Here is an 18,331-nt window from a genome sequence, read left to right as displayed (position 1 = left end):
CTGGGAAGGCGGCAGAACCTCAGCGGCGCGCGCCCCACAGCAGCCAGGCCACCAGGCCGAGGCCCAGCCAGCCCAGCAAGGGATACAGGACCCGGACCAGGTGGGCAAAGCCGGCCTCCGCCACGGCCATCGCAAGGACGGCCGTGACCAGCACCGCCAGGCGGTAGGAACCGGAGCCCGGCACCCCCAGGCGGCTGGCCAGGCCGTAAAGGCTGCCGACGGCGGTGGTGAAGATCTCCGTCCACAACACCACCGCCAGCAGCGCCCGGAACCAGCCGGGCAGCCCTGCCGCCAGGTAGAGCACCGGGATCTCCCGGGTGGCAGAAGCAGGCATGTGGGCGAGCAGCGCCATGTGCAGCAGCAGGGCCAGGGCGGCCAGGCCCATCCCACCCGCCAGGCTGCCCAGCCGCCGGGCGCCGGGGGGAGCCGACGCTCCCAGGGGGACGAGCACGGGAAGCGCCAGCAGCAGGTTGAAGCCGGCGTAGAGGAGGGCGGCCACGAGCCAGTGGGGAGCGGGGGCGGCGGGCAGGGCGGCAGCCATGGGGGCCAGGGCGGCCAGAGCTGCCGGGCGTGCCGCCCGGAGGCCGTGCACCGCCACCATGATCACCACGCCCACCAGCAGGGGCACCACCGCGGTGTTGGCGGCCAGGACCCCGGGAAGCCCGTGCCAGACCGTCACCACGCAGAGGAACAGGAAGGTAGCCCGCCCCGCCCAGGGCGACCACCCCAGCTGCTCGGCGGTGACGGCGGCCGCTCCCGCGGTCATCACGCCGACGCCCAGGAACAGGGAGGCGGTCAGCAGCCCGTCCAGCAGGCTGCCGGCCCACGGGCCGGCGGTGGCGGCCAGGGCGTCCCGGTAGGAGCGGGCCCGGGTGCGGGCGCCCAGTTCCAGCCACCAGCTCCCGCCGGCGGCGAAGGCCACGGCCACCAGCACGATGCCCAGGCTGCCGGCCCATCCGTACAGGGTGAAAAAGGAGAGGATCTCCTGCCCGGAGGCGAAGCCGGCACCCACCACGGTGCCGATGAAGGTGGCGGCCACGGGCCAGGCGCCCGGCCCGGCAGCATCCCCCGGAGCCCGCGGCGACCCTGGGGATGGGGGCGGTTGCGTTCCCCCGGCAGGCGGCGTTCCCATCCCGGAGGCGAGGGGGGCTCCGGGGGGACGGGCCGGGACAGGACGGGGCTGGCGCGAGCCGGTGTTCATGGCAATCATTGGTATGCAGGCTGCGGAGCCGGTTAGGCCTCCCTGCCCGCCTGGGGCGCAGCCGGCGGTATGGCACCATCCGCGGCCGCGGCGCCGCTGCCGCCGGGCAGGGCCGCCCGGGGAGCCCAGGAAGCTGGCCAGCGGCCGCCGGGAAGGTTAAGATGATGAACACACGTGTGGCAACGCCTGCCGAGACTTACGGGCCGGGCAAGGACGGGAGGGCGCAAGCGGTGGCGCGCAAGCGGGTGTTCAGCGGCATTCGACCCACAGGCCAGATCCACCTGGGCAATTACCTGGGCGCCATCAAGAGCTGGATCAAGCTGCAGGACCGTTACGAGTGCATCTACGCCATCGTCGACTATCACGGCATGACGACGCCCTACGATCCGGCGGAGATGCGGGCCAACGTGCGGGAACTGCTGATCGACTACCTGGCCGCGGGGGTGGACCCCGAACGGTCCATCCTGATCGTCCAGTCGGCGCTGCCGGAGCACACGGAGCTGGCCTGGATTCTGGGCACGGTGACGCCCGTGTCCTGGCTGGAGCGGGTACCGACCTACAAGGAGAAGGTGGAGCAGCACCCGGACTACGTGCACCTGGGCCTGCTCTCCTACGGCGTGCTGATGGCCGCCGACATCGTCCTGTACAAGGCTGAGGTGGTGCCCGTGGGGGAGGACCAGCTGCCCCATCTGGAGCTGGCCCGGGAGATCGTGCGCCGGTTCCACCACCTGTTCGGGGTGCGGATCTTTCCCGAGCCCCAGGCGCTGGTCCAGGAAGATACGGCACGCATCATGAGCCTGACCGAGCCGGAGAAGAAGATGAGCAAGAGCCTGGGGCCCCGCAGCCTCATCGCCCTGGCGGATCCGCCCGAGGAGATCCGCGATAAGATCATGAAGGCGGTAACGGACACCGGGCCGGCCGGCGAGGAAATGAGCCCTGGGGTGGCCAACCTGTTCCACCTGCTGAAGTTGTTCGGTACGGAAGAGGAGTACGCCCAGCTGCGGGCGGAGTACGACGCGGGCACGCTGCGTTATGTGAACCTCAAGCGCACCCTGGCCGATGCCCTGATCCGCAGCCTGGAGCCCTTCCGCCGCCGGCGGGCCGAACTGGAGAACGACCCCGCCTACCTGGAGCGGGTCCTGCGGGAGGGCATCCGCCGCGCCCGGGTCATCGCCCGCCAGACCATCGAAGAAGTCAAGGCGGCGTGCGGGCTGATGCTGGACGAAACCAGCCTGTGGCAGGCGCCGGTTGGGACCGCCGCCGCTGGCGGCAAGGAGGGCGCCGGCACAGGCTGAACCCCGCCCCGGCGGCAAAGGGCGGGGAGGCCGGAGGGCGGCGCCTCGCCGTCTTCCTCTTCGGCGTCGCCCCGTCCTGCTCTGCCCTGCTGAAGTCCCTCAGCGGCCGCTGCTGCCCTCTCCGGGACGGGTGCCCGCCGCGCTGCCTCCGCTGCCTTCCCTTTCACCTCCGCCTCCCTGGCCCGCGCCTCCCCCGGTGCCGCCGGCTCCTTGACCGCTGCCGCCTCCGGCACCGGATGAGGCCATCATGGCCCGCATCATGGCGGCCATGTCGGCCTGGATGGCCGGATCCTTCAGAAGTTCCCGCATCACGTTGACCAGCCGGCGGCGGAGCTCCGGGTCGCCGGGAATCCCCTCCAGCAGGTCGACGGTGTTCTCCAGCATCTCCGGGCGTGTCTCGCGCCCGGTGGCCGTGGCCCGGGTAAGGGCGGCGTTGACCCGCAGAGCCTCCTCCCGGACGGAAGGTTCCTCCAGCAGGCGCCGCTGCTCGCGGACCATCTCTTCCAGGATGACCCGGCGGGCCTGGGGATCGGTGGCGATCACCTCGCCGCGACCGGCGGCAAACGCCTGCTGAACCTGCGGATCGTCGGCCAGCGAGGTCACCATTTGCCGGGTTCCACCGCTGCTGGGTTTGGTGGAGGGCAGGCTGCAGCCCCCGGCCAGGGCGGCCGCGGTCAGGAGGGCCGTGGCCGCCAGCAGTAGAGAACGGCGGCCCGGCCGGCTCCGCCTGAACCCCCCGGCCCGGACCGAACCAGAACCCGCAGGTCTTGCGCCGGGGGTCCCGAGTCGTGCCGCGCGCGGGTGGAAGACCGGCTCGGGTGCCTCTGGGGAACCCGTCGCTGCAGCTTCCTGTGGCTTTGGGGCCGGGTCCACCGCCCGGCCGGCATAGCGTGCAATGGAAGGATCCTGCACCGGACGCCACCTCCCTGGCACCGGCGCCCTTCTGGACATGCAGGGCCGGCGCACCTAGCATGGGCACCAGCCCGCCGGTTCTAACCGCCCCTGGGAAAAAGGCGCGGGCGGGCCGGAGCCTCCAGGCGTCCGGCCCGCCCGCGGGCGGCAGGCGGCCCCGGTTGGGCCTCCTGCCGTTGCCGGCGATGGTCCTGTCCCGGGCTGGTTCGATTACCGCTCGATGGGCGCCCGCACCAGGTTGCCCCACTCGGTCCACGAGCCGTCGTAGTTGCGGACGCTGTCGAAGCCCAGGAGGTACTTCAGGGCAAACCAGGTGTGAGACGACCGCTCGCCGATGCGGCAGTACACGATGACGTCGTCGTCCGGCTTGAGACCCTGTTCCTCCAGATAGATCTTGCGCAGCTGGTCGGCGGACTTGAAGGTGCCGTCGGGGTTGACCGCCTTGGCCCAGGGCACGTTCTTGGCGCCCTTGATGTGGCCGCCCCGCTGGGCGCCCTCCTGGGGGTAGTTCTCCATGTGCAGCAGCTTGCCGGAGTACTCATCGGGCGAGCGCACGTCGATGAGCGGCTTGCCGAATTCGATGTGGCGCAGCACGTCTTCCTTGAAGGCGCGGATGTAGGGGTCGTAGCGGGTGACCGCCTTGTAGTTGGTCTTGGGGAAGGTGGGCACTTCCTTGGTCAGCGGCCGGCCCTCCGCCTCCCACTTGGCGCGGCCGCCGTCCATGATCTTCAGGTTCTTGTGGCCGAAGAGCTGGAAGACCCAGAAGGCGTAGGCTGCCCACCAGTTGTTCTTGTCCCCGTAGAAGATCACCGTGGTGTCGTTGTCGATGCCCTTCTCCGACATCAGCCGGGCGAACTGCTCGGGCGAGAGGTAATCGCGCACCACGGGGTCCTGCAGGTCGGTCTGCCAGTCGATCTTGACGGCCCCCGGGATGTGGCCGACCTCGTAGAGGGTCACGTCCTCGTCGGACTCCACGAGGCGGTACTTGGTGCTGTTGGGGTCGGCCAGCTCGTCCAGGTGCTCGGCCACCCACTGGGTGCTGACCAGGACCTCGGGGTGGGCGTAGCCCCGCTCCTGGAAGACCTTTTCCACGGCCTCGGCCACGGGAATCCCTCCTCGGGAAAGATGAGTTAGCTAAGGGGAATTGTAAGGTAATAAAACCCGGTACAGCAACCAGTCTTTCCGTACCGGCCCGGATCCACCGGCCCCCCATGGAACTCCCGCCGCGCATGATACATTAGTTAGGTAACCGCCTGGGAGGGACGCAACCGTGGAATGGGACCGGGAGACGCTGATCCAGATCCTGATCGAGGAGGCCCGCAACCCGCGGATGCGCGGGCGGCTGGACGACGCCGACGTGACGGTGTCGGGCGGCAACCCGGGTTGCGGCGACGTGGTGCACATCTACCTCATGGGCACGGGCGACGGCCACGGCATCGCCGGGGTGAAGTTCGAAGGCAGCGGCTGCAACGTCAGCCAGGCGGCGGCCTCCATGCTGCTGCAGAAGGTGGTCGACGACGGCCTCACCATGGACCAGGTCCTCCACCTGCGCGGGGAAGACATGAAGCAGTTCGTCGGCGAATCGGCGCTGGCTACCCGGCCCCGCTGCGCCACCCTGGCCCTGAGCACGCTGAAAGAGGCTGTTCGCCAGTACCGGCGCAAGCTGCGGGCCGAAGGGAAGTGGCAGGGTCCCATCGACCCGCACCAGGAAGGTTGAGGCGGAGCGAAGGCCGGCCCGGGGACCGGTGGCCTCGCAGTGCCCGGCCCGGAACCCAGCGCGGGCGCCGCCCGCTGGCAGCACCGGCGGCCCGGGCAGCCCGCACGTTGCCGGCGCCCGGAACCAGCGCACCGCGCCAGGAACCGGCGCACCGCGTCAGGAACCGCCGGGTCGGGGCTCGTGAGGTCCCGGCGCACCGTGCGGTACCGGTAACCCCAAACGCCTGCACAGCTCCATCAGATCCGCAGGCAACGGCGCCACCAGCTCCATTCCCCCGGGAAGAACCAGCCGGTGGCAGTGCAGGGCGGGCCGGTCGAGCCCTCCTACCCTGGGACCGCCGTACTTGCGGTCGCCCGCCAGGGGGTGGCCCACCGCCGCCAGCTGGGTGCGGATCTGGTGGGTTCGTCCGGTGAGCAGGCGGATCCGGCACAAGGTGTAGCCCCGGGACGCGGCCAGGACGGTCAGGTGGAGGCTGGCGCTGCGGGTCTTCTCCCCAGCGCCCGGCGCCTTCTCGCCGGCAGCCTCCCTTATCTCTGCCGGTGAGGCAGGTTGCTCCTGCGCGCCGGAGACAGGCAGGACCCGGGTGACCCGGCTCCGGCGGTCGCGCTGCAGCTGGTGCTGCAGGAGCCCTTCCGGCGGCCGTCCCCGGACGACAGCCAGGTACTCCTTGACGGCCGCGCCGCTGCGCATCCATTCCGCCAGGCGAGCCGCTCCCTGGCGGGTCTTGCCGAAGGCCACCAGGCCCGAGGTGTTGCGGTCGAGGCGGTGCCCGGGCGACGGCTGGTACAGGGCACCAGCGGGCAGGGTGCCGCGGCGGGCCAGTTCGTCCCGGACCCAGTCCAGCAGGGTGTATTCCCGCCGGCTGCCGGCGCCGTGGGTGAGGAGGCCGGCCGGCTTGTCGACCACCAGCAGGTGCTCGTCCTCGTACACCACCCGGGGCTCGTGGAGGACCGGGGCCGGCGAGCGGGGCGGCCGGGACGAACCGGCGGCGCCGCCCCGGGGCCCTGCCGGCCGGGATGGCGGCGTGATGCCTCGCGCAGCTTGCTTGGGCGGTGCATCGACCACCTCGGCCTCCACCACGTCCCCGGCGCGCAGGACCGTGTCCCGGGGTGCGCGGCGGCCGTTGACGGTGATGTGGCCCTGCCGCAGCATGCGGAACACGGCGCTGAGGGGCACATCCTCCAGCCACCGGCGGGCCAGCCGGTGCAATCGCTGTCCCTCATCGGCCGCGGTGACCACGTAGCGCCGCCGTGCCAACCGACCCACTCCCCGTTCCGGTGGACGACCCTATCGGAGTTCGTTGCCAGGTGCGCAGGCCCCAGGCCCATGCCGCTCCGCCAGGCCGGCGCCCGGGCGCAGCCTCAGGCCAGAAAGGCGGCCAGCACGCCCACCAGGAAGATCCCGTCGAAGACCCCCGCACCGCCGATGCTCAACATTCCCGGGCCCAAACGGTCCAGGGCCCGCAGGTTCAGCAGGTCAGCGCCCACCAGGGTGCCCAGGGTGCCGGCCACGTACGCCACGGCGGCGCGGCTGCCGGGCGGTGCCACCAGCAGGGTGATGACCACGGCCGCCAGCGGCGGGATGAAGGCGGGCAGGACGATGCCCCTGCCCGGAACGGGCCGCGCCAGGGCCCTGGCCACCGCCGCCACCAGCGCCGTCGCCAGGAGCGCCGCCGCCAGCGGCGCGCGGCCCGCGCCCAGCAGGTACAGGCTGAACAAGGTGGGGATCACCGCGCCGCCCACGTTGATGGCCAGCACCCGCTCCGCCACCCGCGGCGGCTGCATCATGGGAAAAAGCCAGAAGAAGGCGATGGGTGGAACCGGCGGCGGGTCCAGGGGCACCCGTTCCCGGCGCAGCGGCAGGTTGATGCCGCTACCGGCCAGAGACAGCGCAAACAGCAGGAATGCCCCGGCAGGACTCAGCCCCAGGCGCGCAAAGGACAGGGCTGCCACCTGGGCATACGTAAAGAAGAACAGCATCGGCAGCGAGAGCAGGAAAAACAACAGGAGGGGCAAGAGGGGCACGGCCTGACCTCCCCGGTCCCCGGCGGCCCGCCCGGGCCCATCGGTCCCATCAGGCCGGTGCCTTGTACGGCCCAGCCGTGCCGCCTGCTGGTGGTAATCGCCATCATCATACCATCCTTGGCCGCGGGGCGGCGGGCGCATACTAGGGGCGGCCGCGGCCGCGGGTTTGTGCCAAGTGCCAAATCCATCCCCCGAGGAGGGACGCTCATGCCCCAGATGGCCCAGCACCAGGCGGCCGAGCTGTGGGAACTCTGCCGGGACCACGCCGTCGCCGGGGCCAAGCTGCGTGCCCTGGCCGGAAGCTGCCAGGACAGCACGCTGCGCCAGACCCTGGAGCGGCACGCCGGGGAGTTCCAGCAGGCCGCCCAGCGGCTGATGGGCTTCCTGCAGGAACAGGGCGGCTACGGGACCTACGGCCGGTACGGCCAGGATGGCCAGCAGGGGCAGGCCGGTTCCTGGCAGTGGCCGGCGGCCGCCTGGCAGTCGCCCTATCAGGCCCAGTGGCAGGCCGGCGGCGATGCGACCTGGCAGTCCCAGCCCCAGGCGCACGGGACGAATCAGGTCTACGGCGCGGCCGGCATCCAGGGGCAGCCCTTGGACATTGCCCTGGCCTCCGACTGCCTGCGCACGTGCAAGACCTTCGCCGTCCAGTGCATCTGGGGGGCCACCGAGTGCGCCGAGCCGGCCCGCTCGTACCTGTACCAGCTGGCAGGTGAGCACCTGCGCATGGCCATGGACCACTACCGCTGGCTCGAGCAGCACCAGGTGTACGCCTCGCCGCACATCGACCAGCACGCCGTGCAGGAGTACACCCAGAAGCTGCACCAGCTGATGCAGGTGGGGCAGGCCGTGGCGGCGCAGGGCCTGGTGCCGGCCCAGCGCGGCTTCGCCACGGCCGGTGCGGGCATGCATCAGGCGGCCCACGGTGGCGCCGGTGCCTACGGCACCCATGGCCAGGGCGGCTTCGCCCCCGGGTTCCAGGCACCGTACGGGCAGCAGGCCTACGGTCAACAGGCCTACGGTCACCAGGCGGGCCACGCCGGAAGCCACGAGGCCTACGCGCAGCGGGCGTACGCCCGGACCTGACGCCTCTCCGGGACAGCCGGCCGGCGGGACACCGCGCGGTGAGGCGGGGACAGCAGGCCGGGGACCGGCCAAGGTGCACCACCCTAGGCCCTGGTGCCGTCATCGTGCCTCGCCGCCGGCGCCCTCCGCCGCCAGTGTCCCGGCCCAGGAAAGCAGGCGGGGCGGGTCTTCGGAAGACCCGCCCCGCCGCGTTCACCGGGTAGGTGGGGTGCCCCGATTCCCCCGACGGGGCGTCCGCCTCAGGCCGCTCTTACCGGCCGCGCCGGTTCGCCCCGCCCTGCTGCGTTCCTCCCGCGCGCCTCGGGCGCTCCCGCGCCGCTTCTTCCGGGGTTTGCCTGCCCGTCGCCGGGTTCGCCCGTCAGAAGAACAGGCCGTTGACCACCAGTAGCGTGACCAGCCCCGTCAGCCAGCCCAGGGTGGACGGCACGGACCAGGTGAGGATCTGGGTCTTCACGTCCGTGATGCCCAGGGTGCGGTTGATCACCCAGAAGTAGCTGTCGTTGAAGTACGAGAAGACCATGGACCCCACGGCGGCCGCCTGGGCGGCCATCACCGGCGCCACGTCCAGCGAGGCCAGGATGGGGGCGGTGATGGAGGCGGCGGTCACCATGGCCACGGTGCCGCTGCCCTGGACCAGCCGCACCAGGGTCGCCACCAGGAAGGGCAGCAGCAGCGGCGGCAGCGGCATCTGGGCGATCTGCTGGGCGATGAAGTCGCCGGTCCCGCTGGCCCGCAGCACGTTGCCCAGTGCGCCGCCGGCGCCGGTGACCAGGATGATGATGCCCGCCGACGCTACCCCTTCTTCTACCCGCTGTAGGACCTCTTCCCGCGGGGCGCGACCCATCAGGCCGTAGACGGCCAGCAGCAGCCCGATGGCCACGGCGATCACGGGATGACCGAGGAAGATCAGGTAACTGGCTAGGGTCCCCTGAGCCTGCAGGGCCGTCAGCGTCGTGTTGAGGAAGATCAGCAGCACCGGCACCACGATGGGGGCGAAGGCGCGCCAGGCGCTGAGCAGGCCATTGTCTCCACCCGTGCCGGCGAGCCCGGAGCCCCAGCCGGCGGCCGTCCCGGCCGCAGCTTCCGCCCCAGACCCACCGGTGATGGGCGCCATGCCGGCTGGGGCCGCCTGCGCCCGGGAACCGGCCGCCCGCGCCGCAGTACCGTGTTCCACGGTGATGCCCCGGGCTGCCGCCCAGCGGCCGATCCAGCGGGCGTAGAGCATGGTCACCACGTAGACCGGCAGGGCGATCACCAGGCCCCAGAAGATCATCAGGCCCATGTCAACACCGAAGGTGCCGGCCGCGGCCAGAGGCCCCGGCGTGGGCGGCACCAGGTGATGGGTGGCCATCAGGCCGGCCGCCAGGGCCACGCCCAGGCCCAGGACGGGCTTGCCCGCCTCCCGGGCCAGGGCCCGGGCCAGCGGCGAGAGGATGACGAAGCCCGAGTCGCAGAAGATCGGAATGGACACCACCGCCCCCGTCGCCCCCAGCGCCCACTCTTCCCGCCCGCGCCCGAAGAGCCGGAGGAAGGTCAGAGCCATGCGCTGGGCGGCGCCGGTCACCTCCAGGATCCGCCCCAGCATGACGCCAAAGCCGATGACGATGCCGATGCTGGCCAGGGTGTTGCCGAAACCCTGGGTGATGGCCTGGGCCAGATCGCCCGGCGCCATCCCGCCCACCAGGCCCGTCAGGGCGGCGGCGGCGATCAGCGCCAGGAAGGTGTGGATCTTGGTCCGCAACACCAGGAAGATCAGGACGGCCACGCCCAGCACCAGGCCTAGAACCATCTGCGTTCCGTCCCCGTGCATACAGGTCACGCTCCCCTCTCGGCGGGCGCCGGTTCGTCCGCGGGGGAGGAACCGGCCCCCGGCCTCGTGTCCGCCGGCCGGGCGGCCCGCGGCCCGGCCTCCTCCAGCCCGGCCACCGGGCGACCGCCGGCCGCCCGGTGGCCCGTACCCGCCCGCCCCGCACCCGGCCGCCCCGCGGCCAGGCGCCCGGCGGCCAGGATGGCCCGCTTCATGCTGGCGGCACTGGCCTTGCCCGTTCCCGCGATGTCGAAGGCGGTGCCGTGGTCGACCGACGTGCGGATGAAAGGCAGGCCCAGGGTCACGCTGACGGTGCCCTCGAAGTCCATGCTCTTGGCGGCGATGTGGCCCTGGTCGTGATAGAGGGACAGCACCGCGTCGAAGGCCCCCTGCCGCGCCAGGTGGAAGACCGAGTCGGCCGGCACGGGCCCCACCACCTGGTGGCCCTCCTGCTGGAGGACCTGGACGGCCGGGGCGATCTCGTCCATCTCCTCCCGGCCCAGCAAGCCGCCGTCGCCGGCGTGGGGGTTGAGGGCGGCCACGGCCAGCCGCGGCTCGGCGATGCCCAGGTTCCGCAGGTGCTCCAGGGCGGCGCGGGCCGTGGCGACGATGCGGTCCTTGCGCACCAGGTCGAGGGCCTGGCGCAGGGAGACGTGGCGGGTCAGGAAGAAGATCCGGATTCCCGCCACCTCGAACATGGTCAGGGGGTCGGGCGAGCCGGTCAGCTCCGCAAAGATCTCCGTGTGCCCGATGTGCGGAACGCCGGCCGCCCGCAGGGCCTCCTTGTGGATGGGCGCCGTGGCCACGGCATCCACCTGGCCCGCCAGCGCCCAGGCCACCGCCCGTTCGATGAACTGGTAGGCGGCGCGGCCCGCCGCGGCCTGCACCTGGCCCAGGGCCAGGTCCGCGGGCACGTTGGCCAGGTCGACCAGATCCAGGGTGCCGGGGGTGTAAGCGCCTTCCGCCGGGCGGGTGATGACCCGCACCGCCGGCGCCCCGGGCACCAGGGCGCGGGCCCGCTCCACCGTGCGGCGATCGCCGATGACCAGCGGGCGCAGCTCCCGGTAGACCCCGGGATCGGCCAGCGCCTTGACCACGATCTCCGGCCCGATGCCCGCGGGGTCGCCCAGGGTGATGGCCACCAGGGGGCGACCGTCACGGGGCGCGGGGTGGTGGGGGTCGCTTGGCATGCTCCTGCACCTCCTTCATGGGATCCGGCGGGCTTCACAAAATCCGGCGGGGTGAGGTTCCGGCAGGGGAGCGGGGAGGCTTCGCCCCGGCGGCGGCCCGGGCCCGGCCGTCCGGTTCAGGGTGGGGTGCCCCCGGCCCCCGGGCCGGGCTCGGGTCCTCCGCGCCGGCTGCCGTCTCCTCCGCCAGGGGGCGTACCCGCGGCTCCAGCAGGCGGACCAGCAGGTCCTCGTCGCCCACCAGCCCGCCCTTGGTGATCACCGCCAGCCCCGGTCGCCGCCCACCTTCCAGGGAGCCGGCCGCCACCAGGGGCGCCAGCTCGCCGGTCACCCGCAGGGCTCCAGCCCCCAGCGCGGCCGCCACCGCAGCCGCGGTATCGCCGCCGGTCAGCACGAGCCCCGCCAGGCCGGGGAGACGGTCCACCAGCGTGGCGGCCAGGGTCCCCAGCTGGCGGGCCACCTGCTGGGCCAGGTCTTCCGGAATGGCGGCGCCGGAGCATCCGGCGTTCCGGGCGGCGGGTGCGGGCGCCCCCGCGGTGGGCCGGGTTGTCGCCGCGGAGCGATCCGTTTCCACCACCGCCACCCCCCAGCGGGCCAGGGCTGCCTCGATCTGGGGCAGCAGGGTCTGGGCTGCAGCGACGGGATCGGCCAGCAGCTGGGGCAGGGTCGCGTGCAGGCGCGGGACCGGCCAGCGCCGGGTCACCGCGGCCAGCTGGCGCTGGGTCAGGTCCGTGAGGCTTCCCGCCACCACCAGCCAGGGACCCGCGCCGCCGGCGGCGGCCCGTTGGGAGGCGAGGGATACCGGCCGCGAAGATTCGCCCGATGCCGGCGGGGCGGCCGGCGAGCCCGATGTTGCCGGTCCACCGTGGTTGTCCGGATCGGCTCCGCCCTCGCCCAGCTGGTGGGCTACCCAGGCCGCAAAGAAGGGCCCCGGGTCGACGGCCAGCACGGGGATGCGGGCCCGGGCCACCAGGGCGGCGATGGTCTCGATGTCCGCATCCCGGGCCGCGTCCAGGACCACCACCCGGGTTCCCGCCCGGTGGAGCTCACGCAGCCGCTCCGGCAGGCGGTGGTCGTAGCCATCGCCGTCCGGCGGCAGGTAGGCAGCGGGCAGGCCGCTCTGGGTGGCAACAAGCCGGGCCACGTGGTCGTCCGTCACGGGGGTGATGGGATCCCGGGCGGCTTCCGTCGCCATGAGCGGGACCCCGTTGACCAGTAGCCGCCCGCCCACCGTGGTGCGCCCGGATGCAGGGAAGGCGGCCACCACCACGGCCATGTGCCCGGGCAGGGCCTCGAGGGCGCCCGCCAGCTCGGCCCCCAGGTTGCCGCGCAGGGTGCTGTCGATGCGCTTGCCGAAGAACCGGCACCCGGCGCGCCGGAGGACCTGAAACGCCGCCCGCACGCGCCGGCGCGCCACGGCCGGTTCGACCGCCCGGGAGTGGGTAGGCACGACCAGGAGGGCCGGATCGGCCGGGGCCGGCCCGGCGGCGGTGCCCATGGTAGGTGCCACCGCCGGGCCCGCTCCGGTCTCCCCGGCGCCCACCGCCCCTTTCCCGGCGACCCCCTTGCCGCCGGTCCCCTCGCCGGCCGCCTCCAGGCCGGCCGCTGCCGTCCCGGTTACCGTGATGCCGGCCACCGGGCTTGTTTCCGCGCCGGGCAGGGGGTGCAGGACCACCCGGCCGGCAATGCCGGCCCGCGCGGCCACCCGGGCCGCGGTGGCGTTGGCGCCGGTCACGTCGTCGGCCACCAGTCCGAACATGCCGGGGTCTCTCCCTTCCCTGAGGCTGGGAACGGGGATGGAGGTCACGGGGCCAGCACGACCTCGACTCCCGCTTCAGCCAGGGCCTCCAGCTGCATGGCGCAGGACGCCTGGGCCTGGTCGTCGCAGATCAGGGTGCCGATCTGGTCGATCCCGGCAAACCGGGCAAAGGCGCGCCGCCCCAGCTTGCTGTGGTCGGCCACCACGTAGGACCGCTCGGCGGCGGCCAGCATGGCCTGCTTCACCGGCACCTTCTGCCGGTTGGTGGTGGAGACGCCGTAGACCACGTCGATCCCGTCGGCCCCCACGAAGGCCCGGTCCACGTGGGTGGCGCGCAGGTAAGCCTCGGTTTCCGGCCCCTGCAGGCTGTAGACACCCCGGCGCACCTGGCCGCCCGTCACGTACACGTCGATGCCCTCGCGATCCGCCAGCTCCCGGGCGATCAAGAGGTCGTTGGTCACCACCTTGAGGGTGATGCGGGGCGGCAGGTGGCGGGCGATTTCCAGCGTGGTCGAACCGGCGTCCAGGATCACCGTCTCGCCCGGGCGGATCAGGGCTGCCGCCGCCCGGCCGATCTTGCGCTTAGCCTCCACCTGCCGGGCGCGCTTGGAAGCGTAGGGCAGTTCCCTGGGCGTGACGGCGCCCACGGGCAGGGCGCCGCCGTGGGTGCGCACCAGCAACCCGTCCGCCTCCAGGCGCTCCAGGTCACGCCGCACGGTCATGGGGGAGACGGCCAGGCGCCGGGCGACCTCGCTGACCTCAAGCCGCCCTTCGGCTTCCAGCCACTGCAGGACTTGTCGGCGCCGTTCTTCGGCCAGCATGGTGACATCGCTCCTGCCCGGCCCGGCCCCGGGGCCGAGCGCCCGGGCCGCCTCGGGGCCGGGCGTTGATCCATCCTGATCGACTGAGTGTTCAGGCCTTATCGATTGTGTTTGTTCATGTGCGGATCTTCGCGGCCCGTCGTGCCTTTCCTGCCGGCCGGCGGGATCGGACAGGCGGAAATGGCTGGCTTGGGATCCAGGACGGTCGCATGCCGGTGATGGAACGGCCCGCTCAGCGAACCCGTGTGGGGAGCCCGGGGCCGGCGTGCCGAACCGGCGGGCCGGCGATAATGGGCAGCAAGCGGTCGTGTCCGGAGGGTGCCCGGGGCGCAACGCGGGGGGCGGAGGGGAGGAGGGCGCGGCGAGCGGCTGCGGGCGGTGCCATGAACCCAGGCCGGAATGGTGCCATGAAGCCGGGCCGGAATCCCGGCCGAAGCCGGGGCATTCCTGTCCACGAGGCCGCGGGACCGTCGTGGGCGCCAAGAAAGGGGCACCGGAAGCGGTCCTGATGGATCGGTGGCGTGGACCCGGCCGGTGCCCGGCCGGCCGGCGCGGCTCAGCTCTGGTTGCCGACGGCTCCCCTGGCCAGGCGCCAAGCCACAACCAGCGCCCACAGGGCGCCGGGGACCAGAGAGACCATCAGCACCGGCACCGCCGCGTCCGGGAAGAGCCAGGCCAGCACCATGCCGGGCAGTCCAGGCAGCAGGGTGGCCAGGGCGATGCCCCGGGAAACCCGGGGGCCCCCGGCCGGGGCGAAGGAGGCGAGATCCCAGGCCACGGCCATCCCCGCCAGCCAGTAGAGCCAGGTGGCCACGTAACCTCCGGCCAGGGTGGCCGGCCAGGCCACATCAAACCAGAGAGGGCTTGCACCCGGGCTTGTGGCCCGGGCCAGCAGGGGGAGCCCCGCCGCTTCCAGCGCCAGCAGCGGCAGCCAGACGGCCAGCGCGGCCGCGGCCAGCACGGCGCCGGCGCCGCTCCAGCGGGCCCGGCCCGCCTCGCGCAGTCCCTGGTAGACCAGGAACCAGCCCAGGGACCAGGCGGCGACCCCAAAGCCCAGACCCACGTGGACCGCAACCCAGCGTTCGGGTGCCCGGCGCACCGCGTCCAGCACTTCCGCTGCGTTGCCCGGGTCCAGGGTGACGGGATGCAGGACGGTGCTGGCCGCCGCCAGAAGGCCTCCCGCCACCAGCAGCCGGCCCGCCCATCGCCAGCTGTCTGCGGCAGGCTCGCGGCCCGGGCCGCCGGGCCGGGTTCGCCCGGCACCTTGAACTCCCTCTGCCATACCGCCTCCCCCTGTCCCGGTGTCCCACCGGCGACCCGGGTCGCAGCCGGCCTGCCCCGTGTCCCGGCGACGGGCGGGGACCGGGCCCTATCCCGTGACCTCAACACCGGTGGGCCAATGCATGGGATGGATGACCGGGTCCGCGGCCCGTCCACCCGGTCCCGTGACCGGGACACCGGCGGGCCACTCCCTCTCACCTGCAAGTATCACCAGCCCCGCGCCGGCCTCACCCCTGCCCAACAGTGGTACGTTATAGGTAACGCCGCCGGAGCCGCCCACGGCATCGGGGCGGGATGGTTTGCAACGGCGGCGGGCCAACCTGCTGGATCGTCCCGGGAGGCATGATGGGTGGCAGATCTCTGGGAACAGGCGGCGCGGTTCTTTGGGCTTGTATTTGTAGATTTGCTGCTGGCCGGTGACAACGCGGTGGTCATTGCCCTGGCGGCCCGCCGCCTTCACGGGCGCATGCGCCGGCAAGCGATCCTGCTCGGCGCCGGCGGCGCCGTGGGACTGCGGCTTGGGCTGGCGGCGGTGGTCACGTGGCTGCTCCACATCCCGTTGCTGCAGGCGGTAGGCGGGCTGCTCCTGCTGTGGATTGCCCGCAAGCTGGTGGTCGACGACCACGGCGGCCACGACAACGTGCGTGAAGCGGCCAGTGTCTGGGAGGCGGTCCAGACCATCATCCTGGCCGACGTGGTGATGTCCCTCGACAACGTGCTCGCCCTGGTGGGCGTTTCGGGCGGTCACCTGGGGCTGCTGGTGATGGGGCTGGCCCTGTCGGTGCCGCTGATCATCTGGGGCAGTTCGCTCCTCAGCGGGCTCATGGACCGGTGGCCGTGGCTGATCTACGTGGGGGCCGGCATCCTGGTGTGGGTGGCCGTGGAGATGATGCTGAAGGACCGGGTTGTCCATGCGGCCCTGGTCGGGGTACCCGAAGGCGTCGTGTTGGCCGTGCACATCGTGGCAACCCTCTTATTGACGGGGTTCTTTATTCTCCAAGGCCGCCGGCCGGGCGCGACGCCCACGCCGGAGGTGGCCGCAGGGACCGCGCCCGCCGGCGCTGGGTTCCGCGAACCGGCCCCCAGCTCTCGTTCCGGCGGCACCGCAACCCGCGGCGGCTCGGGGGCCGGCGGGTCCGGGGACGAGCCCATACCGGCACCGGTGGCGCCGGCCGTGGCGCGGGGCCATCGCAAGCCGCAAGACCCACCCCCCAGCGAGGCGTGAGCCGCGAGCCCCTGGTGAGGAGGCAAGGCCCAAGTCCCTGCGCGGGCCGGCGAATCCCTGGAGGAGGGGCAAGGCCGAAGTCCGGTGGCGCAGGGTGCTAGGATTCGGCCGGTTCGTCCCGGTACACCAGGTGGCAGGTGGTCACGGGCGGGTGGGCCAGCGCTTCGCACAGGAAGGGCGGCAACAGCCGCACGCCGTGGCCGAGGTCACCAAGGGGGAACCAGCGGAAGGTGAGTAGGTTGGGGCCATCCTGCCGGTGGCTGGATTGCCCCCGCGCCGGGACCCGTCCGCCCGGGGAATCGGGCAGCGTCACCTGGTAGTAGAACCCCAGCTCGTGAAACCACCGCCCTTGCAAGGTAAAAAAGGATTCAACAACCCAGAGCAGGCGGCCCACCTGGACGTTGACGCCGAGCTCCTCCTGCAGTTCCCGGTGCAGGGCAGCGCCCGTCGCCTCGCCCCCTTCGACCCGTCCACCGGGTAGGATCCAGTAATCGGTGCCGGCGATCTGGTTAAGAAGAACATGGTCGCCGGCGAGGATCACGCCGGCGACCCGCAGGTTGAAGCGCACGCCGTCCACATCGAAGCTGAGCACCCGGACGAAGCCTCCTTGTCTTGCCTGCTCCGGGTCCACCGGCCGGCCATGTTGCCAGCGGGCACCGGTCGACCGGTTGACCACGCACCGTACCGCTACGCCAGCACCACCGCCGCCAGCTCCCGCACGGACTGCTCGGTGGCGGCGTCGAACAGGTGGAGCTGGCCGCCGTCCAGGACCAGGGCCAGCCGGTCGCCGGGGCGCACGGCCAGGCGCGGGTCGACCCGCACCGTCAGGGACGTCGCCCCCGCCGTCACGTACACGAAGGTTTCGGCGCCCAGCGGCTCCACCACCTCGGCGGTGGCCACCAGGTGGGTCTCACCGGACACGGCGCTGCCTTCGGCCAGGCGGGCGTGAATGTGTTCGGGCCGGACGCCCAGGAGCACTTCCCGCCGGTGGCCGTCCCCGGAGGACAGGTAAGCTTCGGCCTCTTCGGCCAGCTCGCCCTCCAGGCGGCAGCTCAAGCCGCCGCCGGCAAAGCGCACCTCACCGTCACTGCGTTCCACCACACCGCGGATGAAGTTCATCGGCGGAGAGCCGATGAAGGAGGCGACGAAGACGTTGGCCGGGCGGGCGTAGATCTCCTGGGGCGTGGCCACCTGCTGCAGCTTGCCGTCCCGCAGCACGGCGATGCGGTCACCCAGGGTCATGGCCTCCACCTGATCGTGGGTGACGTAGATCGTGGTGGTACCCAGGCGCTGGTGCAGGCGGGCCAGCTCCGTGCGCATCTGCACGCGGAGCTGGGCGTCCAGGTTGGAGAGGGGTTCGTCCATCAGGAACACCTTGGGATCGCGGACGATGGCCCGGCCCAGGGCCACCCGCTGGCGCTGGCCGCCCGAGAGCTGGGCGGGACGCCGGCGCAGCAGGTTCGTCAGGCCCAGGGTTTCGGCCGCCTGGCGCACCCGGCGGTCGATCTCGTCCCGCGGCACCTTGCGCATCCGCAGGCCGAAGGCCATGTTGTCGTAGACGGTCATGTGGGGATAGAGGGCGTAATTCTGGAAGACCATGGCCACGTCCCGGTCCTTGGGCGGCACGTCATTGACCACCCGGTCACCGATGTGCACCTGGCCCTCGGTCACGTCTTCCAGGCCTGCGATGAGCCGCAGCAGCGTCGACTTTCCGCAACCCGAAGGCCCCACCAGGACCAGGAACTCCCCGTCGGCGATATCCAGCGAGACCCGGTCGACCGCCACGGTGGAGCCAAAGCGCTTCGTTACGTCCACCAGCCGGACCTCTGCCATGGCGAGATTCCTCCAATCGATGTGAACACCAAGAGATTCGTTGTAGCGGCCTGAAATCCTGTCTAAAGGGGCTTGACACCGTCCCATGGGGCTCCCTCTCCACCCGGCCCGGGCAACGGAAGCCCGCCAGGGGTGCCACCTGCCGTGTGGTAAAAGAAAGGACAGGGGAAGTTTCCCTGCAAC

The 18,331-nt window shown here is 72.2% G+C and carries 16 protein-coding genes; 4 read left to right on the top strand and 12 right to left on the bottom strand.

Annotated features, from left to right (window positions below):
- Positions 1–19: 19 nt before the first annotated feature.
- Positions 20–1,039 (bottom strand): hypothetical protein, encoded by a 1,020-nt coding sequence (locus DYI95_RS10060; RefSeq protein WP_116899938.1) that lies wholly within the window; start codon positions 1,037–1,039, stop codon positions 20–22.
- Between the two features lie 323 nt (positions 1,040–1,362).
- Here DYI95_RS10060 and trpS point away from each other — a divergent pair, with 323 nt between their 5' ends.
- Positions 1,363–2,496, top strand: coding sequence for a tryptophan--tRNA ligase (gene trpS / locus DYI95_RS10055; RefSeq protein ID WP_243149746.1), 1,134 nt, complete (start codon positions 1,363–1,365; stop codon positions 2,494–2,496).
- A gap of 99 nt (positions 2,497–2,595) precedes the next feature.
- Here trpS and DYI95_RS11985 read toward each other — a convergent pair whose 3' ends face one another.
- Together DYI95_RS11985 and DYI95_RS10045 are read right to left on the bottom strand one after the other, a co-directional pair.
- Positions 2,596–3,102, bottom strand: coding sequence for a hypothetical protein (locus tag DYI95_RS11985; protein ID WP_203530644.1), 507 nt, complete (start codon positions 3,100–3,102; stop codon positions 2,596–2,598).
- Positions 3,103–3,618: 516 nt separating this feature from the next.
- Positions 3,619–4,512, bottom strand: a complete 894-nt coding sequence (locus DYI95_RS10045; RefSeq protein ID WP_116899940.1) for a sulfurtransferase — start codon at positions 4,510–4,512, stop codon at positions 3,619–3,621.
- Positions 4,513–4,678: 166 nt separating this feature from the next.
- Between DYI95_RS10045 and DYI95_RS10040 the strand changes: the two genes are divergently transcribed.
- Positions 4,679–5,125 (top strand): iron-sulfur cluster assembly scaffold protein, encoded by a 447-nt coding sequence (locus tag DYI95_RS10040; RefSeq protein ID WP_116899941.1) that lies wholly within the window; start codon positions 4,679–4,681, stop codon positions 5,123–5,125.
- A gap of 156 nt (positions 5,126–5,281) precedes the next feature.
- Here DYI95_RS10040 and DYI95_RS10035 read toward each other — a convergent pair whose 3' ends face one another.
- The gene (locus tag DYI95_RS10035; RefSeq protein ID WP_116899942.1) at positions 5,282–6,382 is read right to left on the bottom strand and encodes an RluA family pseudouridine synthase; all 1,101 of its coding nucleotides are present in this window, start codon (positions 6,380–6,382) and stop codon (positions 5,282–5,284) included.
- 104 nt (positions 6,383–6,486) lie between these two features.
- Positions 6,487–7,149 carry a DUF1614 domain-containing protein gene (locus tag DYI95_RS10030; protein WP_116899943.1) on the bottom strand — a complete coding sequence of 221 codons (663 nt, stop codon included), beginning with the start codon at positions 7,147–7,149 and terminating at the stop codon, positions 6,487–6,489.
- A gap of 207 nt (positions 7,150–7,356) precedes the next feature.
- Here DYI95_RS10030 and DYI95_RS10025 point away from each other — a divergent pair, with 207 nt between their 5' ends.
- Positions 7,357–8,235, top strand: a complete 879-nt coding sequence (locus tag DYI95_RS10025; RefSeq protein ID WP_116899944.1) for a hypothetical protein — start codon at positions 7,357–7,359, stop codon at positions 8,233–8,235.
- A 358-nt stretch (positions 8,236–8,593) separates the two neighbouring features.
- On the opposite strand, the gene DYI95_RS10020 is transcribed toward DYI95_RS10025, so the two are convergent.
- The 5 genes from DYI95_RS10020 to DYI95_RS10000 form a co-directional block, all read right to left on the bottom strand.
- Complete coding sequence (locus DYI95_RS10020) at positions 8,594–10,045, bottom strand: GntP family permease (protein ID WP_116899945.1); 1,452 nt, start codon at positions 10,043–10,045, stop codon at positions 8,594–8,596.
- A gap of 5 nt (positions 10,046–10,050) precedes the next feature.
- Positions 10,051–11,232, bottom strand: a complete 1,182-nt coding sequence (gene pdxA, locus DYI95_RS10015) for a 4-hydroxythreonine-4-phosphate dehydrogenase PdxA (RefSeq protein ID WP_116899946.1) — start codon at positions 11,230–11,232, stop codon at positions 10,051–10,053.
- Positions 11,233–11,266: 34 nt separating this feature from the next.
- Complete coding sequence (locus tag DYI95_RS10010; RefSeq protein WP_116899947.1) at positions 11,267–12,988, bottom strand: four-carbon acid sugar kinase family protein; 1,722 nt, start codon at positions 12,986–12,988, stop codon at positions 11,267–11,269.
- A gap of 44 nt (positions 12,989–13,032) precedes the next feature.
- Positions 13,033–13,809 carry a DeoR/GlpR family DNA-binding transcription regulator gene (locus DYI95_RS10005; protein WP_116899948.1) on the bottom strand — a complete coding sequence of 259 codons (777 nt, stop codon included), beginning with the start codon at positions 13,807–13,809 and terminating at the stop codon, positions 13,033–13,035.
- Positions 13,810–14,365: 556 nt separating this feature from the next.
- Positions 14,366–15,091: a hypothetical protein gene (locus tag DYI95_RS10000; RefSeq protein WP_116899949.1), complete on the bottom strand. Its 726-nt coding sequence runs from the start codon at positions 15,089–15,091 to the stop codon at positions 14,366–14,368.
- A 348-nt stretch (positions 15,092–15,439) separates the two neighbouring features.
- Here DYI95_RS10000 and DYI95_RS09995 point away from each other — a divergent pair, with 348 nt between their 5' ends.
- On the top strand, positions 15,440–16,315 hold the full coding sequence (locus DYI95_RS09995) for a TerC family protein (protein ID WP_116899950.1): 876 nt from the start codon (positions 15,440–15,442) through the stop codon (positions 16,313–16,315).
- Positions 16,316–16,412: 97 nt separating this feature from the next.
- Here DYI95_RS09995 and DYI95_RS09990 read toward each other — a convergent pair whose 3' ends face one another.
- The gene (locus DYI95_RS09990) at positions 16,413–16,907 is read right to left on the bottom strand and encodes an NUDIX hydrolase (protein ID WP_116899951.1); all 495 of its coding nucleotides are present in this window, start codon (positions 16,905–16,907) and stop codon (positions 16,413–16,415) included.
- 95 nt (positions 16,908–17,002) lie between these two features.
- Positions 17,003–18,148 (bottom strand): ABC transporter ATP-binding protein, encoded by a 1,146-nt coding sequence (locus tag DYI95_RS09985; RefSeq protein ID WP_116899952.1) that lies wholly within the window; start codon positions 18,146–18,148, stop codon positions 17,003–17,005.
- Between the last annotated feature and the right edge of the window lie 183 nt (positions 18,149–18,331).

The organism is Thermaerobacter sp. PB12/4term, assembly GCF_003403315.2.
In the GTDB taxonomy this organism is placed as follows: Bacteria; Bacillota; Sulfobacillia; order Thermaerobacterales; family Thermaerobacteraceae; genus Thermaerobacter.
The sequence above is the reverse complement of the archived record's forward strand: the minus strand, read 5'-3'. Positions and strand labels throughout refer to the sequence as shown.

Bases quoted from the DNA above. Each gene is read 5' to 3' on its own strand.
- trpS (WP_243149746.1), top strand. From the start codon at position 1,363: ATGATGAACACACGTGTGGCAACGCCTGCCGAGACTTACGGGCCGGGC.
- DYI95_RS09985 (WP_116899952.1), bottom strand. From the start codon at position 18,148: ATGGCAGAGGTCCGGCTGGTGGACGTAACGAAGCGCTTTGGCTCCACC.
- DYI95_RS10000 (WP_116899949.1), bottom strand. From the start codon at position 15,091: ATGGCAGAGGGAGTTCAAGGTGCCGGGCGAACCCGGCCCGGCGGCCCG.
- DYI95_RS10020 (WP_116899945.1), bottom strand. From the start codon at position 10,045: ATGCACGGGGACGGAACGCAGATGGTTCTAGGCCTGGTGCTGGGCGTG.
- DYI95_RS10025 (WP_116899944.1), top strand. From the start codon at position 7,357: ATGCCCCAGATGGCCCAGCACCAGGCGGCCGAGCTGTGGGAACTCTGC.
- DYI95_RS10005 (WP_116899948.1), bottom strand. From the start codon at position 13,809: ATGCTGGCCGAAGAACGGCGCCGACAAGTCCTGCAGTGGCTGGAAGCC.
- DYI95_RS10010 (WP_116899947.1), bottom strand. From the start codon at position 12,988: ATGTTCGGACTGGTGGCCGACGACGTGACCGGCGCCAACGCCACCGCG.
- pdxA (WP_116899946.1), bottom strand. From the start codon at position 11,232: ATGCCAAGCGACCCCCACCACCCCGCGCCCCGTGACGGTCGCCCCCTG.
- DYI95_RS11985 (WP_203530644.1), bottom strand. From the start codon at position 3,102: ATGGTGACCTCGCTGGCCGACGATCCGCAGGTTCAGCAGGCGTTTGCC.